This window comes from Micromonospora fiedleri (genome assembly GCF_016774385.1).
GTDB classification, from domain to species: domain Bacteria; phylum Actinomycetota; class Actinomycetes; order Mycobacteriales; family Micromonosporaceae; genus Micromonospora; species Micromonospora gifhornensis.
Genome location: NZ_JAETXL010000002.1, coordinates 670,076 through 694,775, shown reverse-complemented (window position 1 = coordinate 694,775; position 24,700 = coordinate 670,076). Strand labels below are relative to the sequence as shown.

The following is a 24,700-nucleotide window of genomic DNA, read 5'->3' as shown; positions in this document are numbered from 1 at the left end:
TTGCACTTTTGGTCGTTGATATGCCGCTTTTATCCCGGTATGGGTCGACGGAAAGTGCAAGATCGGCGGGGTTAGTGGCCGGTGGTGACCTGGTCGCGGAGGTGGCCGCGTTGGACGGCGCGGCTGATGTCGCTGGGGGAGACGATGCCGACCAGGGTGCCGTTGGCGACTACCAGGGCTCGGCCGTCGGCGCACTCGCTGAGGCGGGGCAGCAGGTCGGTGAGCTGCTCGTCGGGGGAGGCGAGCACCAGGTCGTCGGCCCGGCAGGCCACCGCCTCCAGCGTGGTGCTGCTGCGCTGGTCGCTCGGCACGCCGCGCACCCGGTCGAGGGTGACCAGGCCGACCGGCCGCCCGTCCTCGGTCAGCGGCAGCGCCGTGTGCCGGTACGCGAACAGGTAGTTGTCGACGAAGTCGGCCACGGTCAGCTGACCCGAGGCGGTCTGCGGCTGCGGGGTCATCACCTCGCCGACCCGTACCCCACGCAGTGCGCTGCCCATCCGGGCCTGCCGTTCCTCCATGCTGGCCGCGCCGATCAGGAACCAGCCGATCAGCGCCAACCAGAGCCCACCGAAACCGGCGCCGCTGAGGAACCGCCACAACCCCAGCCCGATCAGCAGCACACCGAGTACCCACCCCGCCCGGGCCGCCACCACCGACGCCCGGGTCCGGTCCCCGGTGGCCTTCCACACCGCCGCGCGCAGCAGCCGCCCGCCGTCCAGCGGCGCCGCCGGCAGGACGTTGAACAGGGCCAGCAGCAGGTTGATGCCGGCCAGCCAGGCCATCACGCCCAGCAGCAGCCCCTGTACCCCGGCCACCCCGAGGACCATCGCGATCACCCCGAAGAACGCCCCGATGATCAGGCTAACCAGCGGCCCGACACCCGCGATCCGCAACTCCGCGCCCGGCGTACGGGCCTCACCGCGTAGTTCGGCGACCCCACCGAAGAGCCACAACGTGATCCCCTGCACGCCCAGCCCGTTGCGCTTGGCCACCACCGCGTGGGACACCTCGTGGGCGAGCAGACCCAGGAAGAAGACCACCGCAGCGGCCAAACCCGCGAAGACGTACGCGACGACCGACCGGCCCGGGTACGACGCCGGGAACAGGTTCGCCGACAACCCCCACCAGATCAGCGCGAAGATGACCAGGACACTCCAGTTCACGCCGACCGGTACGCCCGCGATCCGACCGAGCCCGAAACTCGCCCTCATGCCTGCGGTGATACCCCCGGAGGCTTGACCCATGCCGTGTGGGCGACTTGCGCGCGCCGATCGTCGGCGTTTCGCTTTCACCGAATCGGCCAGTCCCGATGGTCAGTCGGCGGTCCCGGCCGGGACGACCCAGGTGGTGGGCTGGCCGGTGATCGCGGTGATCATGTCGTAGTCGCCGTCGTAGTGCAGCACCGTGGCTCCGTGCCGCTCTGCGGTCGCGCCGATGACCAGATCAGCCATCGAGAGGGCCCGGTGGTTGCCCTTGTGCAGTGCCTGGAGTTGGACTTCGACCGCCCGGTCCCAGACCTCGTCCGGCGTGGCAAGCCAGTGAAAGCCGCCGAGCAGCCAGCGCGCCCGTTGAGCGTCCTTGACCGTCCGGGCGCTCTGGATCACCTCGATCTCGGTCGCGCCACATACCGCCAACAGGCCACGCTCGGACAACTCATCGAGCACTGCCGCGACGGCCGGTTTGGGCCAGCGGGCAAGCGCGGACTTGTCGAGCAGGTACAGCTCTCGACTCACGCCGCATCCGGCGTCGAGTCGGCGTGACCCGTGAGGCCGGGCAGGCCGCCGCTCTTGAGCCAGTCGGCGAACTCGCGCCTTTTCTCCCGATCGACGGCGGCCTTCAGGGCCGCGTTGACCGTCGCCTTCTTCGTGGTCGTGCCGAAGATCTTGGCCGCCTCGGCAAGCAGTTCGTCATCGACGTCGAGGATCGTCCTGGACAAGAGTTCCTCCAATCGGCGCTCCCGCGATGATATCAACTTTCCGTAATCTTGATATCTAATGGCCGTCCGGTGAGCGTTCTGAGCGAGCCGTTCGATTCATCGTGACCTGATCGTCCGTTATCCGCACTTCAGATGGCGGTGGTGATCGAACCGACCTGGTGCCAGAGCAGTGCAGCGACCAGGCTGGCCAGCAGGGACGTGGCGGCGAAGACCGGCCACGACGTCGGGGCCCGACGGTACGCGAGCAGCACGGTCGCCCCGATCATCGCGAGCAGGACGCTGACCGTGGCGGACAGCACCCGGCCCAGGAAGAACGCGTCCAGGGCGTGCCAGGCGCGGAAGATCATCAGGAACTCCAGGCCCTGACCGGCAAGGAGCCCCAGCGCCGCACCAGCGGCCACCGACGCCGCGATCCGCGTCCCCCGTCGAACGAGCGCACCCAGCCCGCCCAGCAGGACACCGGCGACGACCGAGGCGGCGAGCCAGAACGCGGTGGCCCGCCCGACCGAGGCCAGACTGTTCAGGGCGGCGGAACTGCCGTCCTCAAGGGCGCCGAGACGCCAGCGGCGGCCGTGGGCGACGATCAGTCCGTAGTAGACCACCGTCGCCGTCACCAGGACGACGGAGGCGCTGATCGTCGCCACTGCCCGACTGATCGGCGCCAGGGCCCGGCTGGTCGTCAGGTAGCCGGCCAGCAGGGCTGCGCCGCCCCAGGCGAAACCGGTACTGGTGAGGGTCAGCACGACCATCCCGGCGATGCCGGGTAGTTCGTCACCGACGAAGGCGAACAGGCCCAGGCCCGCTCCGACCAGCAGCAACGGCGTCCACGACAGACCCCGGTACGCGGTGACAGCACGCAGCGCGGCGGTGCGAGCCCGGCGCAACCCGACCTCACCGTCGCCGGAGCGAGTGATCTGGCGACGCGCGGTGGTCATCGGTGATCCCCACTGCCCGGCCGCCGATGGGCAGCGTTGCGGGTGTTCATGCCGGGCGAGCATGCCACGACCGGTCAGGTTGCGCGTACCCGAATTGGCCGGCGGTCAGGCGGTCGGGGGTGGGGTGGGGAGCGTGTCGACGACGGTCACCGGGCTGCCCGGGGGTACCTCCTTGAGCAGCAGTTGCTGCCCGGAGGGGGTCAGTCGGATGCAGCCGTTGGTGGTCTGCCGGCCCAGTTCCCCGTCGTGGTACCAGGTGTGGATGCCGATGTGCGCGCCGCGCAGACCGGCCGGTACGGATTCCGGGTCGTCGGGCACCGAGCCGAGGGCGTAGATGTCGACGCCACCGTAGACCGACTCCGGCGGTGGCGTACGCCCCAGCACGAAGGTGCGGCCCAGCGGGGTCTCCTGGCCGCGCTGGCCCAGGCTGACCCGCCAACTGCGCTTCGCGACGCCGTCGCGGTACCAGGTGAGCCGGTACGGCACCCGCTCGACGACGATCTGGTCCCGCAGCTCGACCGTGTCGAAGCCACCGGGGGGCAGCCAGGCCAGCTTGCGGTTGGCCGACGGCAGCAGCACCGCCGTCCAGCCGGCCTCGCGGCGCGCCACCGGGACGGTCAGATCCACCCCGCTGATCGTGGGCATGAGGAAAGCGATCGGCCGCCCACCGGGCCCGTCGTAGGCGGCGAGACGGCGCTGCGGGCGTACGCCCTCGGTGAGCGGCGTGGTGTCCAGCGCGTCCGGATCGTCGGGGAAGCCGACAGGTGCCGGATCGTAGTCGATCTCCGGCAGGTCATCCGGGGCCGGCGCGACCGGCGCGACCGTCTCGGCGCTCTCCGTCGGCACCGGCACCGTCGGCACCGGCACCTGATCGCTCGGCCGGGCCACCGGTGCCGGCCCGGCCGAGGGCGTCAGCGCCCAACCGGCGTACGCCGACCCACCCACCAGCACCGCAACACCCACCGCGGCAACGACCCCCCGCCGCCCCCGCCCAACCTTCCCAAAAGCCACAACCCACCCTAACCTCCCCACCCACCCCACCACCCCCAAACCCACCCTGAACCGTGTTGATCAAGAGGTTTGCGTCGGGATCGAGCCGATTCCTGACGCAAAGCTCTTGATCAACGAAGCGGGAGCGTGGGCAGGAGCAGGGGTGGGGTGGAGGTGAGGACGGGAGGGGGAGGAGGCGAGGGGTGGGGGCGGGCAGGGGGAGGAGGGCGGGGGTGGAGTTAGGGGAGGCGGGCGGAGATGTGGATGGCTATGGCGTCGTGGGCGGGGACGTTGGCGGTGAACCAGCCGTTGGTGTCGACCGTGATGATCGGGCCGGAGCAGGTGCCGGACGAGAAGGTGCCGTGGATGACGTCGCAGTAGCGGCCGGCGGGCAGGCCGGTGTAGTAGGAGCGGCCGTTGATGGCGAAGTCCTCGTCGTTGATGGTGATGAAACCCTTGCCGGTACGGCTGAAGGCGATGTGCTGGGCGCCGTTGTCGTACCAGTTGCTGACGCCGGTGCCCTCGGTGGCGTTGCGGAAGCCGACCATGTTCGCGATGACCGGCCAGCGGTGCTCGCACTCCCAGCCGGAGTAGCAGACCGTGTTGCGGGTCTTGTTGTTGCTGTCCGAGGGTGGGCCCGCGTCGCGGCTGCTGTAGGTGTAGCTGGACATCACCGTCGGCGAGCCGTACGGCCAGGCCAGCATGAAGGCGTTGGCCAGCGCGTAGATGCCCCGGTCGCGGTAGGTGAGCACGCCGCCGTCGTCGCGTTGGGTGTCGTGGTTGTCGATGAAGACCGAGGAGACTCCGCTGGGCAGGTGGCCCCAGCCCGCACCGAAGTTGCGCAGGTACGCCAACCGCTCGGAGCGGAAGACCCGGGCCAGGTCCTTGCCGTAGCGGAACTCGTGCACGTCACCGTTGCCGGTGTACTCCTCGGGCCGGATGGGCTCGCCGGCACCGTAGATGACCTCCTGCACGATGTACGGGCGGCGGTTCAGTCGACTGAGGATGTTGGCGATGTCGGCGGCGGGCATGTGCTTGCTGGCGTCCAGCCGGAACCCGTCGACCCCGAGCGACAGCAGATCGTTGAGGTACGCGGCCAGTCGCGAGCGGACGTAGTCCGAGCCGGTCTTCAGGTCGGCGAGGTTGACCAGTTCGCAGTTCTGCACCTCGTACCGGTCGTTGTAGTTGACGATGTCGTTGTTGCCGTTGCGGCCGCAGTAGTGGAAGTCCTGCGCCTGGTAGATGCCGGGGTAGACGTGGTGCTGGTACGACGATCCGGCCCAGCCGGTGCCACCGCCCGACTGCCCGGACATGTGGTTGACGACGGCGTCGACGATCACCTTGACGCCGGCCGCCTGGCAGGTGGCGACCATGGACCGGAACTGGTCGCGGGTGCCCTTGCGGGATTCGATCCGGTAGCTGACCGGCTGGTACGCCACCCACCACTGGTTGCCGCGGACGTGCTCCTGCGGGGGTGAGACCTGGACGTAGCCGTAGCCCTTCGGGCCGAGGGTGCTGGTGCACTCGCTGGCCACCGAGGGCCAGTTCCACTCGAAGAGGTTGGCGATGACCTTCTTGCTGCCGGTCGGGGCGGCGACGGCCGGGGGTGCCGTCACGACGGTGGGGGCGAGCAGGGTGGCGATCGTGCCGAGGGCCACGATCGCCGTACGGAGTCGACGTCGGTGCATCGGGAGCTCCTGGGGGAGTGAGGGCTGCCTGAATCTTGCATCGATGCTGAAAAATTTCAGCAAGGTTACAAGTTCATTTCATCGACTGTCAACGTATGGATGTGCGTCAGTGCGCGGATCGGGTCTACACGCGCCGGGCGGGGGGACGGTTCGACAACTCGTGGAGATTTTTTCGGCGCGGGCTGATCCGTCCGGCATCCGACTGCGTACTGGAGTGGGGAACAGGGTCGGCCGGTGGTACGCCGCCGCGAGACGATCGAGGAGCACATGGCCCGGGCTATGCAGAACGAGACGACGCCTGCCGTCCGTACCAGCAGCAGCAGTAGAGGCGTCCAGGTGGCCTCCCGCGGTCAGATCCTGGCGCTGTCCGCGTCCGGGCTCGCCGCGGTGTGGGCGCTGGTCATGCTCACCGGCGCCGGCCAGAAGGCGTACGCGATGGGCTTCTTCTTCACCGAGTTCTTCGCCGGGGTGATCGCCCTGGTCGCGCTGAGCCTCACGGTGATGATGGGGCTGCTCTCCACCGACCGGCTGGTGCTGCTCATCCGGCACCGGGTCCTGTTGCAGTCCGCGCACAGGGCCACCGGCATCCTCGGGGTGGCGGGTCTGGGCTTCCACGTGATCACCAAGATCACCACCGGGCGGGCCGGGATGACGGACGCGGCCGTGCCGTTCGTCGGTGGGCGGGGCCTCTACGTCGGGCTCGGCACGATTGCCGCGCTGCTCATGGTGAGCGTGTTGTGGACGGGGATCATCCGGGCCCGGTTCGCCGACATCGGTCCGAAGTGGGTGTGGCGGGCGCTGCACTCCCTGGCGTACCTCTCCTGGCCGTTCGGCATCTTCCACGGCCTCGGTGCCGGCCGCCCGCCGGCCACCTGGGTCAGCCTGAGCTACGGGCTCTGCGTGGTGCTGGTCGTGATGGCGCTGATGGTCCGCCTCTCGGTCACCCTTCAGCGGCGCAGTCGCGAACGGCACCAGGCCGCCGCCCTGAACGAGGCGATGACCGGCAAGGGCAGTGACGAGACCCGGCCGAAGACCCTGCTCGGCAGCCTGACCAAGCGGGCCGGAGAGGGCGAGCGGACCCGCCGCGACACCAGTTGGGCGGAGAGCACCTCCGGCACCTGGGCCAGCCCCACCATCCGGCGCAACGACCCGGAACGCTTCACCGTGCCGGTGGTCCCGGAGCCGGGCACGCTGCGGGGACCCGTCCGCCCCGGGCGCCGGGACGAGGAGTTGGAGCCGTTCGCCCGGCGTACGTCGTGGCGCGACGAGGAGGACCTGGAGCGCGCGGTACGACGGGAGACCGAGTTGCTCGAACCGGTGGCCCGTCGGCGCCGCGATGAGGAGCCGGTCGGGCGGCGTGGTTCCCGCCGCGAGGAGGAACTGGAGCCGGCACCGCGCCGCTCCCGGCTCGACGACGACGCGGAACCGCGTCGTTCCCGACGGGACGAGGAATCGAGCCGGCGCCGCGTCGACCGGCGGGAAGAGGAGTACGAGCCGGTGGCCCGCCGCGCCACCCGACGCCGCGACGCGGAACCGGTGGCCGATGTCGACCGTGAGCCGGGCGGCCGGCGCTACCGCGACGACGAGGCGTACGGCCGCTCGCGGCGGTCCCGGTCCGACGTGGACGCCGGCACCCGCTACTCGGCACCCCCGCAGGGCCTCGTCGACGAGCCGGAGGAGCCCTGGGACAGCCCGCGCCGTTGGGAGTCCACCGCACCCATCTCCGGCGCGCCGATCTCGGGCTCGCCCATTTCCGCTTCACCGATCTCGGGCTCACCGATCTCCGGTTCGCCGATCTCGGCCGCGCCGCGCAGTGGTGGTGGTCGGCACAGCGCCGACGACGACGGCCCGGAGGCGGAGACCGACTACTGGCGTCCCCCGGCCCGGTACGCCCCGGACGACGTCGCCGACGACGACACCCCGACCCTTGTCGACCTGGCCGCCCGGCGGGCTCAGCGGGCGGCCGCGGACAGCCGGCGTCGCCGCCGGGCCGACCCGGACTCGGTCGACGGGGCCTACTGGGCCGGCCTGCGAGGTGAAGCCAAGTGACGATGCGCACCACCGTGCCACCGGTCGCCTGCGTGGGCGAGCCACGGATCACCGCCGGGTTCGCCGAGTTCGGTCGCCTCGACCTGCGGGCGCACGAGATGGTGCACGGCCCGATCAGCCCGATGGAACCGTCCAGCCTGCTGCGACTGGCCGAAGGCATTCAGCTCAAGGGCAAGGGCGGTGCCGGGTTCCCGTTCGCCCGGAAGCTGCGCGCGGTGCTGGAGTCCTGCGAACGCCAGGACCTGCCGCCGGTGGTGGTGGTCAACGCCACCGAGGGTGAGCCGGCCAGCTGGAAGGACAAGGTCATCCTGACCCGGGCGCCGCACCTGATCCTCGACGGCGCCGCCCTGGCCGCGTTCGCCCTCGACGCCGAGGAGATCGTGCTCTGCGTGGCCGACGACCTGATCGGCCGGGACTCCCTGATGGAGGCGCTGGAGGAGCGCCGGATGCCGGTACCGACAAGCGTGGTCACCGTGCCGCACCGCTTCATCAGCGGCGAGGGTGGTGCGCTTGTCAACGGGATCAACGGCCTGCCGCACATCCCGCCCGGTACGAAGAAGCGGTCCAGCGACTCGGGCGTCAACAACCTGCCCACCCTGCTGTCCAACGCCGAGACGTACTCCCAGATGGCGATCGCCGCCCGGCTCGGCCCGTACGAGTACGCGGCGCTCGGCACGGACGACGAACCCGGCACCGTGCTGCTCAGCATCACCGGCGCGGCCAAACGCCACGCGGTGGTCGAGTGCGCCGCCGGCACCCCGCTGCGGGAGATCCTCGAACTCTGCGAGGTGCCCGAGGGGCCGGGCATCCTGATGGGCGGCTACCACGGCAAGTGGATCACCTGGGAGGCGGCGAACAAGGCCGAGGTCTCCCGCAAGGGGCTCGCCGCGGTCGGCGGCACCCTCGGCGCCGGCATCATCGTCCCGCTCGCCAACGACACCTGCCCGCTCGGCGAGGCCGCCCAGGTGGTGCGGTACCTGGCCGGTGAGTCCGCCGGGCAGTGCGGCCCGTGCAAGCGCGGCCTGCCGGACCTGGCCCGCGCCGTCGACCTGGCGGTCTCCGGCAGCGCCCCGGTGGAGGTCGTGCGCGCGGCGGCCGGCGACGTCAAGGGACGCGGCGCATGCAGCCACCCCGACGGTACGTCCCGATTCGCGCTGTCCGCGATGGAGGTCTTCGCCGAGGACCTGAAGAAGCACACCACCGGCGAGGGCTGCGGCCGACGGGTCAAGGGTGTGATGGGCCTGCCCGGTGCGCCCGACCCGGATCCGCAGAAGCTGGTCCTGGACTGGTCCCGGTGCGACGGTCACGGGCTCTGCGCGCACGTGGTGCCGGACTTCATCCGGCTCGACCAGAACGGATACCCCGCCTTCCCGCCCACCCCCGTACCGACCTGGCTGCGGGAGGGCGCGTCGAAGGCGGTCAAGGTCTGCCCCGAGTTGGCACTACGACTGACCAAGGCCTGACGGGCCGCTCCGGCCCGCCCGGCAGCTTCCGACCCTCAGCGGACCGACCCGGCCCGCCACGTGACCCGACGAAGGAGACGCGGATGGGGACGGCACGAACGACCGGACGACTCGCCGCCGCCCTGCTGGCTGTCGCCCTGGCCGGGGCCGGCTGCGGCACCGAGGCGGTCGCGCCGGCGAGTGCGCCGCCCGCCGCCACCCCGGCCGGTAGCGAGGCCACTCCCGCGGGCGGTGCCGTCTCCCCGGGGGCCGCGCCCACCGGCCCGGTCACGGTGCCGGACACCCTCCGGTTCACCGGCAGGACCCTCGACGGTACGGCCTTCGACGCCGCCGGTCTGGCCGGTCGTCCGGTGGTGCTCTGGTTCTGGGCGCCGTGGTGTGCCGCCTGCGCGAGCCAGGCGTGGACGGTGGCCGAGATCGCCCCCGGCTTCCGCGACACCGTGCCGATCATCGGCGTCGCCGGCCTCGGCGAACACCAGGCGATGGCCGACTTCGTCACCGAGTTCGAGTTGGCACCGGTGACGCAACTCGACGACCGTGCGGGGGCGATCTGGCGGCGCTTCGAGGTCACCGAGCAGAGCACCTTCGTGATCATCGACCGGGACGGCCGGGTGGTGCACCAGGGTTGGCTGGACGGGGAGGACCTCACCCGCCGGGTCACCGCGCTGGCCGCCTGATGCCCGAGACGCACCGGCGCCGCCCGCTGCGGCCGGGAGGTGGTTGATGGAGGCCACGCTGTTGCTGGCGCTGACCGCGGGGATGCTCGGCGCGGTGAACCCGTGCGGCTTCGCGATGCTGCCGGCGTACCTGTCGCTGTTGGTCGCCGGGGCCACCGACACCCGCGGCGCGGTACGGCGGGCGCTCACCGCCGCCGCCGCGCTCACCCTCGGGTACGTCGTCGTGTTCGGTGCCTTCGGCCTGGCGCTGGCTCCGGTCGCCGGCTGGTTGCGCCCTCGGCTGCCCTGGTTCACTGTCGGGCTCGGGCTGCTGCTGGTGCTGCTCGGCTGCTGGCTGCTCGCCGGCCGGCGACTGCCCACCCTGCGCCCGTTGGCCCGGGCACCCCGACTGACCCGTTCGCTGCCGTCGATGGTGCTGTTCGGCATGGCGTACGCGATCGCCTCGCTGGGCTGCGCCATCGCACCGTTCCTGGCGATCGTGGTGACCAGCCTGCAGGCCGGTACGCTGCCGCGCGGGCTGGCGCTGTTCGGCGCGTACGCCCTCGGGATGGGTCTGGTGGTGGCGGTGGCCGCCCTCGGCGTGGCCCTGCTGCGCGGGGAGGTGGTGGCCCGGCTGCGCGGCGCCGGCGCGTGGGTGCCCCGGCTCAGCGGCCTGGTGCTGCTGCTCGCCGGCGGCTACGTCGCCTGGTACGGCTGGTACGAGGCTCGCCTGTTCGCCGGCCACCGAGCCGCCCTCACCGACCCCGTCATCCTCACCGCGGCCCGTGTCCAACGCTGGCTGGCCGCCACCCTCGACACCGCCGGCCCCACCACCCTGGCCCTCCTCCTAGCCACCCTCACCGCCCTAACCCTCCTCACCCGCCCCCGCCCCTCCAGCCCCCGCCCCCGCCCCGGCCCCGGCCCCGGCCCTCGCCCCCGCGATCTTGCACTTTCTGCCTCGACAAAAGCGGCGAATGCGGACGTTCCAGCGACCATAAGTGCAAGATCGACGCAGAGATCGACGCCGCCACCAACGACGCAGAGGTCGGCGGTGGCGGGGTGGGGTGAGGGGGAGGGTGGGTCAGCGGGGGGTTAGGCGGTCGGTGCCTAGGCGGGGGCGGAGGACCTCGGGGACCAGGACCGAGCCGTCGGGCTGCTGGAACTGCTCCAGGATGGCCGGGAGGAGGCGGCTGGTGGCCAGTGCCGAGCCGTTGAGGGTGTGGACGAAGCGGGTCTGCTTGCCGCCCGGCTCCCGGTAGCGGATCGCCGCCCGGCGGGCCTGGTAGTCACCGCCCCAGGAGACCGACGAGACCTCCTTGTACTTGCCGGTGCTCGGCATCCACACCTCGATGTCGAGGGTCTTGCGCATCGAGGCGCTGGAGTCGCCGGCGGCCAGCAGGCTGCGCTGGTAGTGCAGGCCGAGCCCTTCGACCAGGCTCTCCGCGTGGGCGACCATCTGCTCCAGCGCGGCGTCGGCCTGCTCGGGCAGGGTGAACTGGAAGATCTCCACCTTGTTGAACTGGTGACCGCGGACCGTCCCGCGCTCGTCCGAGTGCGACCCGGCCGCCTCCCGCCGGTAGCAGGGGGTGTACGCGAACACCCGCAGCGGCAGCGACGCGGTGTCCAGGATCTCGTCCTGGTACGCCCCGAGGATCGCCGTCTCCGCAGTGGGCAGCAGGAACTGCCCGCGCGGGGCGGACTGCTTGTCCAAGTGGTAGACGTCGTCGTAGAACTTGGGGAACTGGCCGGCGGCGAAACCGGCGGTGTCCAGCAGCAGGTGCGGCGGGAGCAGGAACTCGTACCCGGCCTCGATGTTCCGCTCGATCAGCCAGTTGATCAGCGCCCACTCCAGCCGGGCGCCCAGCCCGGTGTACATCCAGAAGCCCGAGCCGCCCAGCTTGACGCCGCGCTCGTGGTCGACCAGCGCCAGCCTCCGGCTCAACTCGACGTGGTCGCGGATCTTCTCGATGGCCGGTGGGGCGCCGAAGGTCTTGACCACCCGGTTGTTTTCCTTGCCGCCGGGCACCACGTCGTCAGCGGGCAGGTTGGGCAGCTCGCTCATCACGGTACGCAGCCGGGACTGCACCTGGTCGAGTTCGGCCTCCAACTCGGCGACCTGCTTGCGGCCGGTCTCGTCGGTCACCTGCGGCTCGACACCGGCCCGCTTGGCCTGCGCGTACGCCCGGGCCTCGGCCTTGCGACGCTGCCGCTCCCCGTCGATGTCGGTGATCAGCCGGCGGCGTTCCCGGTCGAGGTGCTGGATCTCGTCCAGCGCCCGGTCGACCTCGGCGGCATCGAGCCGCTTGGCCAGGGCGGTCGCCACCGCGTCGCGATCCTTACGGATCAACTCCATGTCGAGCATGCTGCTCCGTACCTTCAGGTCAGGCTGACCCGGTGATGCTACCGCCGTACGCGGATCGCCTTGCCCCCCGCACCCGACCGTCCACCGTCCGCAGCGGCTCGGCCGCACAGCCGGATCGGCCTCAGAGTCGGATCGGCATCAGGATGGAGAAGGCGCCCTCGTCGTCCGGGCGGCGGATGGTCAGCGGCGTGAGCGGGCTGTCCAGCTCCAGCGTCAGGTGCCGGCCGCCCGCCGCGTCCAGCGCGTCGAGCAGGTACTCGCCGTTGACTCCGACCCGCAACTCGGTGCCGTCCGCGCCGGCCCGGTCAGCACCGGCGGCCAGGCCGGGACGATCCGGATCGCGCAGGTCGTCGGGGCCGAGCAGGCGGAGCCGGTCCGGCGGGCCGAGACCGAGCACCGTCACCGGCCACGACCGGCCGGCGTACTCCCGTACGACCGTGGGCCCACCGGCCCGCAACGCGGTGACCAGCCACTCCGCGTCGACCGGTACCCGTCGGGTCGGCCCGGTGGCACCGGATCGTGGCAGCAGCGCGTGGTAGTCCGGGAAGTCGTACGGCAGCGCGGTGGCCCGCAGCTCCTGCCCGGCCACGTCGGCGACCAGCGACGAGCCGGACACGGTCAACTCGACCAAGACCCGATCAGCGCCAGCGGATGCGGATGCGGATGCGGATGCGTCGAGCAGGTGGCGCAGGGCGTCCACCGTGTCCAGCGGCAGCAGGGTCCGTACCGCCGGGCCGTGCACCGTCGCCTCGGCAGTCGCCACGGCCAGCCGGTGCCGGTCGGTCGCCACCAGTTCCAGGCCCGAGTTGGTCACGTCGAACAGCACACCGGTCAACGCCGGCACCGTGGGGTCGGTGCCGACGGCGAACCGTACGGCGTCCACGGCGGCGGCCAGCGCGGCACCGGTCAGGGTGAGTCGGGTGATCCCGGGCTGGTCGGCCGGCAGCAGCGACCGCAGCCGGGACACCTCGCGACGCGCGTCGGCCAGCCCCTGCTCCAGCCGCCGCAGGTGCGTGTCGAGCAGCCGGTGCACCAGCGCCGGTTCGGCGCGTACCGCCTGGGCGATCTCGGCGACCGGCATGCCGACCCGGCGCAGGCCGGCCACCAGTTGCGCCGGTGCCACCTGGTCGTCGGTGTAGCGGCGGTAACCGGTGACCGGGTCGACCCAGGCGGGCACCAGCACCCCGGCGGCGTCGTAGAACCGCAGGGCGCTCACCGTGAGCCCGCTGGCCCGGGCCAGCTCGCCGATGCTGCGCAGGTCACTGTCCACGCCGCGATCCTGCCCCCTCGACCTGCTTGAGGGTCAAGCCGCCGTCGCCCGTCCTTCGTCCAGGACCCCGAAGGTGAGGCCGGCGGTGGTGAGGCGGTGCAGCAGGGCGTCGCCCATCGCGGTGACCGGGGTGACCTGCCCGGCGGTGGGCGGCAGGTCGTCCAGGGCCAGGCAGAGCGCCGACTCGGCGAGCATCTTGGCGGTCTCGTCGTAGCCCGGATCTCCACCGGCCACCTCGGTGACCACCCGCCGGTCGCCACCGCGACCCACGAACCGGACCCGGAACCACGACTTCGCCCGCTGCTCGGGGCTCGGTCCCTGGCCGGAAGCGAGCCGGCCGAGCAGCCAACGCCGGGTCGGCGGCAGCTTCACCAGCGCGGTCAGCGCGCCCAGGCCGGCGCCGGCGACCAGCACCGTCGGCAGCCGCCGTACCGCCGCGAAGTGCCGGTAGCGGAAGTCCGGCCCGTACTCCGGGCGGGCTGCGGCCGATCGGCGGACCACCTGCGGGTCGATGGTGGGCAGCGGCACCGCCCAGACCGGCAGATCGCGGGAGCGGGCCACCTTGCCGGGCACGGCCCGCACCTGGCGGCCGGTCGGGCGCGGCTCGACGGCGCGGCGTTCGCGGGCCGCCCGGGCGGTCTCGGCGGTACGCGAGAAGGCGGTCAACGCCGAGTGGTAGGTGCCCGCGGAGACCCGGCCACCGGCGCGTACGTAGCCGTCCACGGTGATCGGCACGTCGGCCGGCAGATGCTTGATCGTGAACCAGACCCCCAGGTCGTGGGGGATCGAGTCGAAGCCGCAGGCGTGCACCAGCCGGGCACCGGTGCGTACCGCCTCGGCGTGGTGGCGCACGTACATCAGGTCCACGAACTCCGGCTCGCCGGTGATGTCCAGGTAGTCGGTGCCGGCGGCGGCACAGGCGGCCACCAACGGTTCCCCGTGCCGGATGTACGGCCCGACGGTGCTGGCCACCACCCGCGTGGCATCGGCCACCGCCCGCAGCGAAGCCGGGTCGGTGACGTCGGCGGTGAGCAGCGGCAGTTCCGCCAGCGCCGGGTCGACCGCGGCCAGCCGGTCACGGACCGTGGCCAGCTTGTCGGGGTTGCGTCCGGCGATCGCCCAGCGCAGCCCGGGTGGGGCGTGCCGGGCCAGATAGTCGGCGGTGAGCCCGCCGGTGAAGCCGGTCGCCCCGAACAACACGATGTCGTACGCCCGCTCCGCCGTCATGCCGAGATGATGCCAGCCGGAACGCGTCACCGCTGCGCACCGGTCACCGGTCCCGGCCGGTCGGGGGCAGCTCACCGGTCTCGGCGAGCTGCTTGGCCTGCCACAACGCGTGGCGGACCGCGAGCTGTGGTTCGTCACCGATCAGGTGCGCGGCCAGCCCGGTGGGCGCGGGTTCGGTGACCGGTCGGGCGGCCAACTCCGTACGCCGACCGTCGGGCGGGCTCCGCAGCTCGACCTGGACGGCGCCGTCGAGGCGGCGCAGCGGCTCCGGCCAGACCCCTTCCGGCAGCACCTCCCCGGGTGGCCGGGCGATGGCCACCACCTGCCACGGCTCGGGCCACCGGCGGGCGGAACGGGAACGCCGTCTAAGCCGGCGGACGACGGCGGCGCGTACGGCCCGGAGCAGGGCGGCGCCGAGGACACCCGTCACCGCGAGTGCCGTTCTGAGCTGTCCCACCCGTCACCTCCCGTGCTCCGCGCGATCTCCATGGTCAGCGCGCTCCGGGTGAACCGGGCTCCTCCCGAAGGGGTGAACCGCCCGGTGCCGGGTAACCGCCGGACCGCAGGGCCTGGGGAGAGTGGACGCGTCCGTGGGGGTGGGCCGGATGCCGGATGACCGCAGCGAGGTCCGGGTTGCCGCACGGGCCCGTACGCCGGGCGGGCCGGCCGTGCTGGCGTCCCGCCTGTCGCCCGCCGTGCTGCCCGAGCCGGTGGTGCTGCGGCCACGGCTGGCCCGGTTGCTCGACGAGGCCGTGGCCCGGCCGGTCACCCTGCTGCGTGCCCCGGCGGGCTGGGGCAAGACGACGTTGCTCGCCTCGTGGCGGCGCACGGCCACGCAGCGCGACTCGGGCACCCCGCCGCCGGCCTGGGTCTCGGTCGAGGCCGGCGACGACGCCGAGCGGCTCTGGGCGTACCTCGCGGCGGCCCTGCGCTCGATCGTCGACGTGGCGGCCACGCCGATTCCCGACCGGCCACCGGGCCCGGACGAGTTGGAGGTGCTCGCCGCCGCGCTGGCCGCCCGGGAGCAGCCCGCGGTGCTGGTCCTGGACGACCTGCACCGGGTCACCGACCCGGCGGCGGTGGCCGGGCTGGAGTTCCTGCTGCGCCACACGGATCAGCGGTTACGTCTGGTGGTGACCGGACGCTCCGGCCCACCGCTGGCCGTGCAACGTCTGCGGCTGGCCGGTGAGTTGACCGAGATCGGACCGGACGAACTGGCCTTCACCGGCGACGAGATCGCCGACCTGTTGACCGCGCACGCGGTGGCGGTCCCGGTGGCCGCGGTACGGCGACTGAGGCAGCGCACCGAGGGTTGGGCGGCGGCGCTGCGGATCGCCGCGCTGGCGCTGCGCCAGCAACCGGATCCGGAACGCTGGATCGACCAGCTCGGTGCCGACCACCCGGAGATCGGCGGCTACCTGCGCGAGGAGGTGCTCGCCGGGCTGACGCCGCAGGACCGCGAGCTGCTGCGGCGGGCCGCGGTCGCGGACACCGTCTGCGCCGGTCTCGCCGCTGCGCTGACCGACGACCCGACCGTCGAGGGGAGGCTGAGCGGTCTCGCCGAGGACGCCGGGTTGCTGCACCACGACGGGGGACGCCCGGCGTGGTACCGCTGTCATCCGCTCCTGGCGGACCTGCTGCACCGCGAGTTGGCTCGGTTGCCCGCCGACGAGCTGCGTGACCTGCACCTTCGTGCCGCCGGCTGGTATGCCGGCAACGGCCGACCGGCCGAGGCGTTGCGGCACGCGCTGGCCGCCGAGGACTGGGTCAGCGCCGTCGACCTGTTCGTCACCCGGTGGCCGGAACTCGTCGGAAACGACCGGGTCGACCGGGACGTCCCCGCCGCGGCACCTCCGCCGGAGGCGGTGGCGCGGGATCCGGAGCTGGCGCTGGCCTGTGCCGCCGACCGGGCCCTGCACGGCGACCGGGAGGCGGCGCGGGCGCAGCTGCGGCTGGCCGCCGAGCACGGCGGCGCGCTGCCCGAGCCACGTCGGGGCCGGTTCGGCCGCCTGGCCGCCGCCGTGACGCTCACCCTGGCCCGGTCGACCGGCGACCCCGAGACGGTACGCACCGCCGCCGCCCGGCTGCTCGCCACCGCCTCCGCAGCGGGCGTCGCCCCGGTGGCCCGCGTCGAGGAACGGGCCGCCGGGCAGACGCCTCGTGGCGACGCGGGTGACGACGCCGACGTACGGGCGGTGGCCGGCACCGAACTGGCCCGGCTGGCGCTCGACGCCGGGGAGCTGACCGAGGCGGCCGACGGGTTCGCCGCGTCGTTGACGGCCGCCCGGGTGACCGGCCGACTCCGCCCCGAACTGGTCTGCGCCAGCCGCTGGGCGTTGCTGGCGGCGCTGCGTGGGCACCTGGGGGCGGCCGAGGAGGCAGCCCGGGCCGCACTCGCGCTGCCGCCCTGCCAGGGCTGGTCGGCCCAGCTGGACTGCGGGTACGCGTACCTGGCGCTGGGGTTGGTGGCGCTGCACCGGGACCAGCCGGCGGAGGCCGCGGCGAACCTGACGCTGGCCGCGGCGGCGACCGGCGACGCACCGGCCGGTGCGGTGGCGGCCTGGTGCCACTCGATGCTGCGTCACGACGAGGGTGACCTCGTCGAGGCGCACCGCCTGCTCGGGCAGGCTCGGGAGTGCTGGTCGCAGCGCTCCGGCCCGGTGGCGGCCTGGTTGCTCGCCACCGACGTGGATCTGCACGCGGCCCGAGGTGACCTGTCGACCGCCCGCGAGCTGGCCGCCGCCGGGATGGCGCGGTTCACCTCACCGACGCAGGCCGGGCCGGCCTTCCCGGCAGCCGTGCTGTCGGTCGCGGCGGCCCGGGTGGAACTGCGGGCCGGTGACCCGCACGCCGCCGCGCGGCTGCTGCCGGACTGGGCCGCCGGGCCGGCAACCGACTGGCCCCTACCGGTACGCCTCGACGCCGCGCTGCTCGACGCGGTGCTCGCCGGGCGCGGCGGCGACGAGCGCCGGGCCGGGCGCACCCTGGAACAGGCGCTCGACCTCGCCGCCCCCGACGGGTACCGCCGCCCGTTCACCCGCGCTGAGCCGGGCCTGCGTCACCTGCTCACCGCCCACCTCGACGCCGGTACGGCGCACTGGCCGACGGTCAGTGACCTCGTCCGGGCGGTGGACCCGCCGACGGACCTCGCCGCGTCCGGTGCGTCGGTGGCCCCGCTCGACGAGCCCTTGACCGAGCGGGAACTGACCATCCTGCGCTACCTGCAGAGCATCCTGTCCAACGTGGAGATCGCGGCCGAGCTGTCGGTGTCGGTGAACACGGTCAAGACGCACGTGCGCAACATCTACCGCAAGCTCGACGCCACCCGACGCCGCGACGCCGTCCGCCGGGCCCGCGAACTCCACCTCATCTGAGTGGGCGGTGCCGGCGGGCCGTAGGCGGACGACGTCCCGTCACCGGATCCGGGCGGCCGGAACCGGCGGCGACGGTGGCCGGATCAGGTGGTGGCCGGATCAGGTGGTGGTGGCGGCGTCGACGGTGGCCAGCAGGGTGGCCAGGTCGAAGTCGCCGTCGTGGCGGGTGTCGTTGACGAACAGGGTCGGGCTGGCGTCCACGCCGCTGCGGATGCCGCTGACGAAGTCGTGTCGGATCCGGTCACCACCGGCGTGTCGACCGATCTCCGCGTCCACCTCGTTCACCGGCAGCCCGAGCTGCTCCACGCCGAGCATCAGGTGCACCCGGTCCAGCTGCTCCTGGTGCTCGTAGAGCCAGTCGTGCATCTCCCAGAACCGTCCCCGCCGTCCGGCGGCCTCGGCCGCCTCGGCGGCCATCTCGGCGTACGGGTGCAGGTTCGCGATGGGGAAGTGCCGGTAGACCAGGCGGACGGTGTCGGCCCGCTCTCGGAGCACCTCCTGCAGGCTGGCGTGCGCCTGGCCGCAGAAGGGGCACTGGTAGTCGCCGTACTCGACGATGGTCACCGGCGCGTCCGTCGGACCTCGGACGTGGTCGTGTTCCGTGACGGGTGTGCGGAGCCGCGCAGTGACCTGCAGTGGTGTGGTCAGCTGATCGGTCATGAGTGCCAGACTGCTGCCCGGCCGGGTGAGGAGGGCTCACCCGGCCCGGGTGGTTGCGGCGTACGCCGCCGGGGCGCTCAGCGCAGCACAGGTGCCACGGCGATGTGGTTCTGTACCTCCCGGATGCCCGGCGCGGACCAGACGACCCGCTCCACCTCGGCGCGTTCGGGCATCGAGTGCACCAGACCGCCCAACAGCACGGTGTCGCCGTGCACCCGTACCGTCACCTGCTCGGCGTCGGTCGCCCGGTTGCGGGCCAACGCGTCGACGATCCGGTCGGCCAGCCTGCTGCCGTCGGGACGCACCGTCGGCCGTACGGTGATCCCGTTGCTGATTCCGCGTACGCCGTTGAGCTGGTTGACCGATTCCTCCGCGGCGCGGCGTTGGTACTCCCATTCGACCTGGCCGTGCAGGGTGACCCAGCCGTCCGCGACCGTCACGTCGAGCTGCTCCACCGGCACGAAGGCACGCCACTGCAGGGCGTGTTCCACCGCGGTGGCGATCTCCGGATCGGTGCGCTCCGCACCGGTGATCAGCCGTACGGCGATGTCGTTGGCGACCACCCGGACCTGGGCGACCCGGTGTGCCGCGCGTTCCGCCGCCCACTTCTTGGCGTAGCTGTCCACCCGGCCGGTCAGCGTCACCACGCCCTCGGCCACGGTCACCCCGATCTCGTGCGGCTGTACGCGGGGCTCCCAGTCCAGTTCGTCGAGTACCGCGGAACGGATGTCCTGATCGATGCGGTTGATCGTCGAGATGCTGGCCATCGCCTTGCTCCTCCCTTGCCGGCGTGGCGCGGCCCGCTTTGCCGGGTCCGCGGCACTCAGCCTGGTGGCGGTCCGGGTGATCCGGCCTCACCCGGGTCGGAGGAGGTCCGTGGGAGCGCTTCCATTTGCTTCCCGAAACGGTTAGGGTGAGCCCATTCCTCGGGTGCGGGAGCCAATCGCGCCGGTGCCGGAGCCAGGGCAGCTCCGTTGGGTGTCTGCTGTGCGTCCACCCACCTCGGTCACGGGGTGTGGGGCGTCTCCCCCCGAGAGGAACTCAGATGCGGAGAGGTCTCGTCGATCCGGCGGTGTCCGCGCCCGGCTGTGCCGGCGCCGGACCCGTCCTGCGAGCCCGACCGGGGGCACCGTCCGCCGCGACCACGCCACCCACCACCGGCACCGTACGCCTGAAGGCCCGGCCCGCTAAGGAGGGCGAACTGTGGCTGGCTGGGCAGGGTGGGCCGGGGCGTCGCACCGGAGCCACCCGCCTCACGTCGACGACCGTCAGCAGCGCGGGCTTCTTCTTCCCCGAGCCCGACCGGCCAGACGGCGTCGCCCCCGGGTCCGTCCGCGTCCACCCCGGCCACCGGCCCGGCCGCGTTCCCGACCCGCCCGCCGCCGTCGGGCGGCTGTCCGGCCGCCTGCCTCAGCGCCGGCTCGTGACGCGAGTGAGCTTCCGACGACCACCACCCGCACCACTCGCTGGCCGTCCACACCCGGTCAGCGCAACGGACCCCGTCCGACCGGATCGGTCGGACGGGGTCCCGTCCCGAGCTGAGCCCGTTCGACGCCAGCAGGGTGAAGGCCGCCGCTCAGCGGTCGGTCTCGGCGGGGGAGTCGGGGCGCTCGACGTCCACGAACTCGATGTCGTCGACGGACCGGTCACGGCTGCCCGCGGCGCGGGCAGCGGTGCCGGCAGCCCAGCCGAGCGCGGCACCGACCAGCGCCGCGCCGATCAACAGGGTCCACGGCAGGGCGGGACGGCGACCGGCCAGGGCGTCGAAGGCCCGGGTGGCCCGGCGGCGGGCCTCCTCGGCGGCCGATCCCACCAGCTCCCCGGCGTCGTCGGCCAGCCCCGCAGAGGTGTGCCGGGCGGAACGGGCGGTGTCCCGGAGGTTGTCACCCGCGGTACTCACCGCCGACACGAGGTGGTGCCAGGCGTCGTCCGCGATCCGCTCCGGCTTGCTGCGGCGTTCCAGCAGGTTGGTTCCGAACATGGTTCCCTCCTCGACAGGACCGAGGCCGGTGCCCGCATGAGACCTCCTCGGCGGCTTGCCCGGCGTGCGGCGGGGGTACGCCTTCGGAGGCTGTGCCCCGCCGGATGCCCCCGCAAACCGGATCAGCGGGACGACACCACCGCGACGGCAGCCCGGGCGAAGTCGTCGTCGTCATCGTCGTCGTCATCGCCCCCGCCGCCGAAACCGCAGGCCAGGACGAGGGTGAGCAGTGCACTGACGCCGGCCAGGGTGGCGAGCCTGCGAAGCATGTCGTCGTCCTCTCATCGATTCGGTCAGTGGTGATGCTAGGCACATTCCTGCCCTGACCGCAGCCCGGCTACCAGCGGAGCCGGCCTCACGGCGGACGCCTCGCCGCGCTGGATATCGAAACCGCTGGCATCGGCCCGCTACCCTGGTTCGACGGCGTGGGCTGGCGCGCGGTGTGGAATAGCGGCCAGCGCGTCGAGTGATAGGACATGAAAAGTCCGGACAAGGGCGACTTGGCACGCCCCTGTCCGCGAATTGCTCATCCCGAGGGGTGGCGACCGAGGCCGTTGGAGGAATACTCTCGGTCGCGGCCCGCGTACTGATGAGGCGCCCGTCGTACGGGCGAGTGGAGGTGCTCGCGTGAGCCTGTCGATCCTGCAGACGGTTCGGCCTGGTGGTGTCATCGAGATCGCCCCGCGAGGGGAGATCGACGTCGACACCGCGTACGAAGTGAAAGAGGCCATCGCCGAGGTGCTGGCCAAGGGCCGGCCGGCCCGGATCGAGCTCAACATGCGGCTGGTCACCTTCATCGACTCGGTAGGCATCAGCGCGATGGTCGCCGGATTCCAGACTGCCGAGGTCAGTGGCGTGAAACTGGTCGTGACCGAGCCGAGCCGGTTCGTGCACCGGCAACTCTGGGTGACCGGCCTGCTCGGCCTGTTCGGCGCCCCCGAGCCGTACTACGCGGGGGCCGCCACACCCGAGGTCCTTCCGGGGGCCTGACCCCTCATCCGGCGTCGAGGCCGGACAGATCAATATCGGTCGCCTCGGTGATGGCCCTAACCGCCGTCACCGAGGCGTAACCCTCGGCGAGCAGGGCCAGGTCGGTACCGGGCTGCACCGCCTGACCGGGCTCCTCCAGCGACGTGCGGACGAAACCGTGACCGGATTCGGCGACCGTCATCTGCACCTGGCCGAAGGTGGCCAAGCTGCCTCGGCGTACCCCGCGAAGCCGCTCGTACGGCAGATCCGGCGCGTTCACGTTGAGCACGCTCGCCACCGGCCCGGTGGGTAACCTGGGCAGCAGGTCCAGCGCGACCCGGGCGGCGGTCGCCCAGTGCCGGTCGGCGTCGCGTACCCGTGCGGCGGCGGCCACCGCCGCACCGCCGCTGGCCGCGGTGGCCTCACCGGCCGACAGGACGTCCAGGGACACCGCCATCGCCGCACAGCCGTTCGCGGCGGCGGTGAACGCGGCACCCACGGTGCCGGAGTGCAGCACCGCGCGACCGGCGTTGGCACCACGATTGATTCCGGACAGCAGCACCTGCGGCGGTGGCCCGAAAGCGCCGTGCACGGCGATGAGCGCGATGAAGCCGGGAGAACCGCCGACCGCGAAGGCGGGCATGCCGTCCAGGTCCGGTAGCGGGTGCTGGTGGACCACCACCCGACCGTCCTGCTCGATCGCGCTCATCGCGGCGCTGGTGCCGCTGGCCTCCTCCAGCGGGGCGGCCACCACCACGTCCAGACCCCGGTCGACGGCGGCCCGGGCCAGCGCGTGGATGCCGGGAGCGGCGATCCCGTCGTCGTTGGTGATCAGGACCCGCAGCGTCATCGCCCGCCCGCCCGGTGGGCCAGCTCGTCGGGGGTCGTGCGGTGCTGCGGCCGGATGCTCGCCGGCTCCAGCTGCACCCGCTCCACCAGGCCGGTGATCGAGTCGACCCGGCCGGTGCCCAGCCCGTGGCGCGTGACGTTCAGCGCACCCGCCGCCGCCCCGGTACGGATGGCGGTGCGGACGTCGCCGCCCTGGGCCACCACGGCGGCCACCCCGGCGGTCATCGAGTCGCCCGCGCCACGCGGGTCGGCCGCTTCCAGTTGGGGCATCAGCACCTCGAACACCTCGCCGTCGACCAGGGCCAGCGCCGGCTTCTCGGCCCGACTGACCACCACGTTCTCCGCGCCGGCGGCGTGCAGGTCGTACATGGCGCGGGTGAGCTGTTCCTCGTCGTCGTCGGCGGCTCGGCCGTCCGCGATCAGCTCCTCGTGGCTGACCTTGAGGAAGAACACGCCGCTGTCCACGACCGCCGTCAGGTGTTCGCCACTGAGGTCCACCACCACCCGGCTGCCGTTGGCGCCGAGGTCGGCGGCGAAGCGCCGGTACAGGTCGGCGGGCACCAGTGACGGGTCGTTCGGACCGCTGAGCACGCACACCTCCGCGCGTAGCCCTTCGCTGAGGGCGAGGTTGTACAACTCGTCCAGCTCGTGCCGGCTCAACGGTTGGCCGGGCACGTCGACGATCTCCTGCCGGGTGCCCCCGCGGCGGTCGTGCACGTACCCGCCGCTGCCGCCGGAGTCGCGGTTCACCAGCTTGAGGTCCACTCCCTCGCTGACCAGCAGCGGCGCCAGGACCTCCCCGATCTCGCCGCCGAGCGCCGTGCAGAGCACCACGTCGACACCGAGCGACAGCACCATCCGGGCCTGCCAGACGCCCTGTCCGCCGGGGTGCAGGTGCAGCTCCGGTACGTCGCTGGGCTGGTCGACGGTGACGGTCAGCAGCGGTGTGGGCGCGAAGACCATGACGTGCCCGGTCACCGGGCCCACCCGCAGGTGCCGGACCGGGTGAACCGCGTGGTGGGTTGTCTCATGCGAGTTGCGCCCCCTCGTGGCGAAATGTCCACTTCCGTCTTAGACGGTAACCAAGGTGGCGGATTCGCGCGCGTCGACGGGCGGGGGAGTGCGGCGTTTCGCCGTGCGGGCACGATGCGACGCCGCCGGGTGGAAGTCCCACCCGGCGGCGTCGTGTGAACGGGTCAGTACACCGACAGGTGCACGTGGTTGGTGTGGTCGCTGGACGGGTCGCCGCGACCGCCGCTGTAGGACTTCCAGCCGCTGCTGGGCAGCCAGATCTGCTTGTACCAGATCACGTAGAGCACGGCGAGCCGGTCGGCGTTGTTGACGAAGTACGCCGCCAGGTTGTTGCCGTACGTCCGGTCGCCGCCCGTGGCGACCCCACCGAAGCCGTTCTTCTGCGCGGCGAAGTCGCAGGCCCGGCCCTTGGGGTGCTCGCCCGAGCCGCCCGAGCGGTAGCAGGAGACGTACCGGGTGAAGCCGGCCGCCTTGGCCTGGTTGAGCGCGTGCAGCGTGCGCGGGGTGATGCAGCCGTTGGCCGGGGTCGGGTCGTTGACACTGCACGACTCCGAGGGCCACGAGCCGTCCGAGTTGCGGGGCGCGGGCTTGGCCGTCGGGCTGGAACCGCCACCACGGCTCGGGGTGCGGGCGGCGCGTTCCGCGGCCTGGGCGCGTTCGGCCGCCTCCGCCCGCTCGTTGGCCACGGTCAGTGCCCGCTCGGCCTGGTCCTTGCGCTTGGCCATCACCGCGACCTGCTTGCGCTGCTCCTGGACCTCGACGTCCAGCGCCTGCTTGGTCCTGCTGACCTCGTCGCGGGTGGCCCGCAGCTCACCCAGGGCACGCTCCTCGTTGGCGGCCACCGCGTCCAGCGCCGCCGCCCGGTCCATGAAGCCGGCCGGAGAGCCACTGTTGAGCAGCGCCGACGCCGCGCCGAGCCGGCCGCTGCGGTACGCCTGTGCGGCGATCTCGGCGACCTTGGCACCGCGTTCGGTGAGCTGGTTCTCGGTGGCGGTGAGCTGTGTGGCCAGTTGCTTCTGTCGCTTGACCGAACGGTCCAGCGCGGCCTTGGCGTCGAGGTAGCCCTTGCTGGCCGCCTCCAGTTGGGCGCGCAGCGCCGGGGTGCCCCCCTCGTCACCGACGTCGGCGGGAGCCGCCGCCAGTAACCCGTGTGCCGCGGCCGGGCCGGGAACGAGCGCGACGCCTACGGCGAGAGCGAGCGCCGCGCAGATCAGGGCCGCCGTTCGGGCGGCCGGTTTCACGGTTGCCACTGCTGGCAT

At 72.5% G+C, this 24,700-nt stretch carries 23 protein-coding genes; 6 read left to right on the top strand and 17 right to left on the bottom strand.

The features are described 5' to 3' along the window. Positions 1-71 precede the first annotated feature (71 nt). The 6 genes from JMF97_RS07135 to JMF97_RS07110 all read right to left on the bottom strand — a co-directional run bounded on the left by JMF97_RS07135 (position 72) and on the right by JMF97_RS07110 (position 5,549). The gene (locus JMF97_RS07135; protein WP_203220759.1) at positions 72-1,211 is read right to left on the bottom strand and encodes a site-2 protease family protein; all 1,140 of its coding nucleotides are present in this window, start codon (positions 1,209-1,211) and stop codon (positions 72-74) included. Positions 1,212-1,313: 102 nt separating this feature from the next. After that, complete coding sequence (locus JMF97_RS07130) at positions 1,314-1,733, bottom strand: PIN domain nuclease (RefSeq protein WP_203220758.1); 420 nt, start codon at positions 1,731-1,733, stop codon at positions 1,314-1,316. Beyond that, a complete protein-coding gene (locus JMF97_RS07125) occupies positions 1,730-1,936 on the bottom strand; it encodes a type II toxin-antitoxin system VapB family antitoxin (RefSeq protein WP_203220757.1) in 207 nt (68 codons plus the stop codon). The genes JMF97_RS07130 and JMF97_RS07125 overlap by 4 nt, the downstream gene beginning before the upstream one ends. Before the next feature lie 128 nt (positions 1,937-2,064). Continuing rightward, positions 2,065-2,871, bottom strand: a complete 807-nt coding sequence (locus JMF97_RS07120) for a hypothetical protein (protein WP_203220756.1) — start codon at positions 2,869-2,871, stop codon at positions 2,065-2,067. Between the two features lie 105 nt (positions 2,872-2,976). Continuing rightward, a complete protein-coding gene (locus tag JMF97_RS07115) occupies positions 2,977-3,834 on the bottom strand; it encodes a L,D-transpeptidase (RefSeq protein ID WP_307816800.1) in 858 nt (285 codons plus the stop codon). 266 nt (positions 3,835-4,100) lie between these two features. Then, complete coding sequence (locus tag JMF97_RS07110) at positions 4,101-5,549, bottom strand: alpha-amylase (RefSeq protein ID WP_203220755.1); 1,449 nt, start codon at positions 5,547-5,549, stop codon at positions 4,101-4,103. Between the two features lie 234 nt (positions 5,550-5,783). On the opposite strand from JMF97_RS07110, the gene JMF97_RS07105 reads away from it, so the two are divergent. The 4 genes from JMF97_RS07105 (at position 5,784) to JMF97_RS07090 (ending at position 10,813) form a co-directional block, all read left to right on the top strand. Then, entirely contained in the window at positions 5,784-7,598 is a 1,815-nt protein-coding gene (locus JMF97_RS07105; protein ID WP_307816799.1) for a ferric reductase-like transmembrane domain-containing protein, read from the top strand. Positions 7,599-7,600: 2 nt separating this feature from the next. Beyond that, on the top strand, positions 7,601-9,061 hold the full coding sequence (locus JMF97_RS07100; RefSeq protein WP_043721652.1) for an NADH-quinone oxidoreductase subunit NuoF family protein: 1,461 nt from the start codon (positions 7,601-7,603) through the stop codon (positions 9,059-9,061). A gap of 83 nt (positions 9,062-9,144) precedes the next feature. Continuing rightward, positions 9,145-9,738, top strand: coding sequence for a redoxin domain-containing protein (locus JMF97_RS07095; protein WP_203220754.1), 594 nt, complete (start codon positions 9,145-9,147; stop codon positions 9,736-9,738). A gap of 43 nt (positions 9,739-9,781) precedes the next feature. Next, on the top strand, positions 9,782-10,813 hold the full coding sequence (locus tag JMF97_RS07090) for a cytochrome c biogenesis CcdA family protein (RefSeq protein WP_412101251.1): 1,032 nt from the start codon (positions 9,782-9,784) through the stop codon (positions 10,811-10,813). Here JMF97_RS07090 and serS read toward each other — a convergent pair. The 4 genes from serS to JMF97_RS07070 all read right to left on the bottom strand — a co-directional run bounded on the left by serS (position 10,799) and on the right by JMF97_RS07070 (position 14,982). Further along, the gene (gene serS, locus JMF97_RS07085) at positions 10,799-12,079 is read right to left on the bottom strand and encodes a serine--tRNA ligase (RefSeq protein WP_203220753.1); all 1,281 of its coding nucleotides are present in this window, start codon (positions 12,077-12,079) and stop codon (positions 10,799-10,801) included. The genes JMF97_RS07090 and serS overlap by 15 nt on opposite strands. Before the next feature lie 121 nt (positions 12,080-12,200). Then, positions 12,201-13,349, bottom strand: coding sequence for a DNA polymerase III subunit beta family protein (locus JMF97_RS07080; protein WP_307816798.1), 1,149 nt, complete (start codon positions 13,347-13,349; stop codon positions 12,201-12,203). Between the two features lie 33 nt (positions 13,350-13,382). Then, positions 13,383-14,576, bottom strand: coding sequence for a saccharopine dehydrogenase family protein (locus JMF97_RS07075; protein WP_203220752.1), 1,194 nt, complete (start codon positions 14,574-14,576; stop codon positions 13,383-13,385). A 43-nt stretch (positions 14,577-14,619) separates the two neighbouring features. Continuing rightward, positions 14,620-14,982, bottom strand: coding sequence for a hypothetical protein (locus tag JMF97_RS07070; protein ID WP_238358980.1), 363 nt, complete (start codon positions 14,980-14,982; stop codon positions 14,620-14,622). 199 nt (positions 14,983-15,181) lie between these two features. On the opposite strand from JMF97_RS07070, the gene JMF97_RS07065 reads away from it, so the two are divergent. Beyond that, positions 15,182-17,950: a winged helix-turn-helix domain-containing protein gene (locus JMF97_RS07065; RefSeq protein ID WP_238358804.1), complete on the top strand. Its 2,769-nt coding sequence runs from the start codon at positions 15,182-15,184 to the stop codon at positions 17,948-17,950. A 99-nt stretch (positions 17,951-18,049) separates the two neighbouring features. Here the strand turns inward: JMF97_RS07065 and JMF97_RS07060 are convergent, their stop codons facing one another. The 4 genes from JMF97_RS07060 to JMF97_RS07045 form a co-directional block, all read right to left on the bottom strand. Then, positions 18,050-18,598 carry a DsbA family protein gene (locus JMF97_RS07060; protein WP_203220911.1) on the bottom strand — a complete coding sequence of 183 codons (549 nt, stop codon included), beginning with the start codon at positions 18,596-18,598 and terminating at the stop codon, positions 18,050-18,052. 89 nt (positions 18,599-18,687) lie between these two features. Further along, positions 18,688-19,377: a BON domain-containing protein gene (locus JMF97_RS07055; RefSeq protein WP_013735295.1), complete on the bottom strand. Its 690-nt coding sequence runs from the start codon at positions 19,375-19,377 to the stop codon at positions 18,688-18,690. A gap of 809 nt (positions 19,378-20,186) precedes the next feature. Then, positions 20,187-20,591, bottom strand: coding sequence for a hypothetical protein (locus JMF97_RS07050; protein ID WP_013735294.1), 405 nt, complete (start codon positions 20,589-20,591; stop codon positions 20,187-20,189). Positions 20,592-20,713: 122 nt separating this feature from the next. Continuing rightward, positions 20,714-20,860: a hypothetical protein gene (locus tag JMF97_RS07045; RefSeq protein ID WP_013735293.1), complete on the bottom strand. Its 147-nt coding sequence runs from the start codon at positions 20,858-20,860 to the stop codon at positions 20,714-20,716. 358 nt (positions 20,861-21,218) lie between these two features. Between JMF97_RS07045 and JMF97_RS07040 the strand changes: the two genes are divergently transcribed. Then, the gene (locus JMF97_RS07040) at positions 21,219-21,581 is read left to right on the top strand and encodes an STAS domain-containing protein (RefSeq protein WP_013735292.1); all 363 of its coding nucleotides are present in this window, start codon (positions 21,219-21,221) and stop codon (positions 21,579-21,581) included. Positions 21,582-21,585: 4 nt separating this feature from the next. Here the strand turns inward: JMF97_RS07040 and surE are convergent, their stop codons facing one another. The 3 genes from surE to JMF97_RS07025 all read right to left on the bottom strand — a co-directional run bounded on the left by surE (position 21,586) and on the right by JMF97_RS07025 (position 24,700). Further along, complete coding sequence (gene surE, locus JMF97_RS07035) at positions 21,586-22,410, bottom strand: 5'/3'-nucleotidase SurE (RefSeq protein WP_203220751.1); 825 nt, start codon at positions 22,408-22,410, stop codon at positions 21,586-21,588. After that, a complete protein-coding gene (locus JMF97_RS07030; protein ID WP_307816796.1) occupies positions 22,407-23,387 on the bottom strand; it encodes a 1-phosphofructokinase family hexose kinase in 981 nt (326 codons plus the stop codon). Before JMF97_RS07030 ends, surE begins: the two co-directional genes overlap by 4 nt. A gap of 218 nt (positions 23,388-23,605) precedes the next feature. Beyond that, the gene (locus tag JMF97_RS07025) at positions 23,606-24,700 is read right to left on the bottom strand and encodes a coiled-coil domain-containing protein (RefSeq protein ID WP_203220750.1); all 1,095 of its coding nucleotides are present in this window, start codon (positions 24,698-24,700) and stop codon (positions 23,606-23,608) included.

What these genes read in the sequence shown, in the direction of transcription:
- JMF97_RS07095 (WP_203220754.1), top strand. Translation starts at nt 9,145, where the DNA reads ATGGGGACGGCACGAACGACCGGACGACTCGCCGCCGCCCTGCTGGCT.
- JMF97_RS07120 (WP_203220756.1), bottom strand. Translation starts at nt 2,871, where the DNA reads ATGACCACCGCGCGTCGCCAGATCACTCGCTCCGGCGACGGTGAGGTC.
- serS (WP_203220753.1), bottom strand. Translation starts at nt 12,079, where the DNA reads ATGCTCGACATGGAGTTGATCCGTAAGGATCGCGACGCGGTGGCGACC.
- JMF97_RS07025 (WP_203220750.1), bottom strand. Translation starts at nt 24,700, where the DNA reads ATGCCAGCAGTGGCAACCGTGAAACCGGCCGCCCGAACGGCGGCCCTG.
- surE (WP_203220751.1), bottom strand. Translation starts at nt 22,410, where the DNA reads ATGACGCTGCGGGTCCTGATCACCAACGACGACGGGATCGCCGCTCCC.
- JMF97_RS07100 (WP_043721652.1), top strand. Translation starts at nt 7,601, where the DNA reads ATGCGCACCACCGTGCCACCGGTCGCCTGCGTGGGCGAGCCACGGATC.
- JMF97_RS07075 (WP_203220752.1), bottom strand. Translation starts at nt 14,576, where the DNA reads ATGACGGCGGAGCGGGCGTACGACATCGTGTTGTTCGGGGCGACCGGC.
- JMF97_RS07055 (WP_013735295.1), bottom strand. Translation starts at nt 19,377, where the DNA reads ATGGCCAGCATCTCGACGATCAACCGCATCGATCAGGACATCCGTTCC.
- JMF97_RS07050 (WP_013735294.1), bottom strand. Translation starts at nt 20,591, where the DNA reads ATGTTCGGAACCAACCTGCTGGAACGCCGCAGCAAGCCGGAGCGGATC.
- JMF97_RS07045 (WP_013735293.1), bottom strand. Translation starts at nt 20,860, where the DNA reads ATGCTTCGCAGGCTCGCCACCCTGGCCGGCGTCAGTGCACTGCTCACC.
- JMF97_RS07110 (WP_203220755.1), bottom strand. Translation starts at nt 5,549, where the DNA reads ATGCACCGACGTCGACTCCGTACGGCGATCGTGGCCCTCGGCACGATC.
- JMF97_RS07135 (WP_203220759.1), bottom strand. Translation starts at nt 1,211, where the DNA reads ATGAGGGCGAGTTTCGGGCTCGGTCGGATCGCGGGCGTACCGGTCGGC.
- JMF97_RS07065 (WP_238358804.1), top strand. Translation starts at nt 15,182, where the DNA reads ATGCCGGATGACCGCAGCGAGGTCCGGGTTGCCGCACGGGCCCGTACG.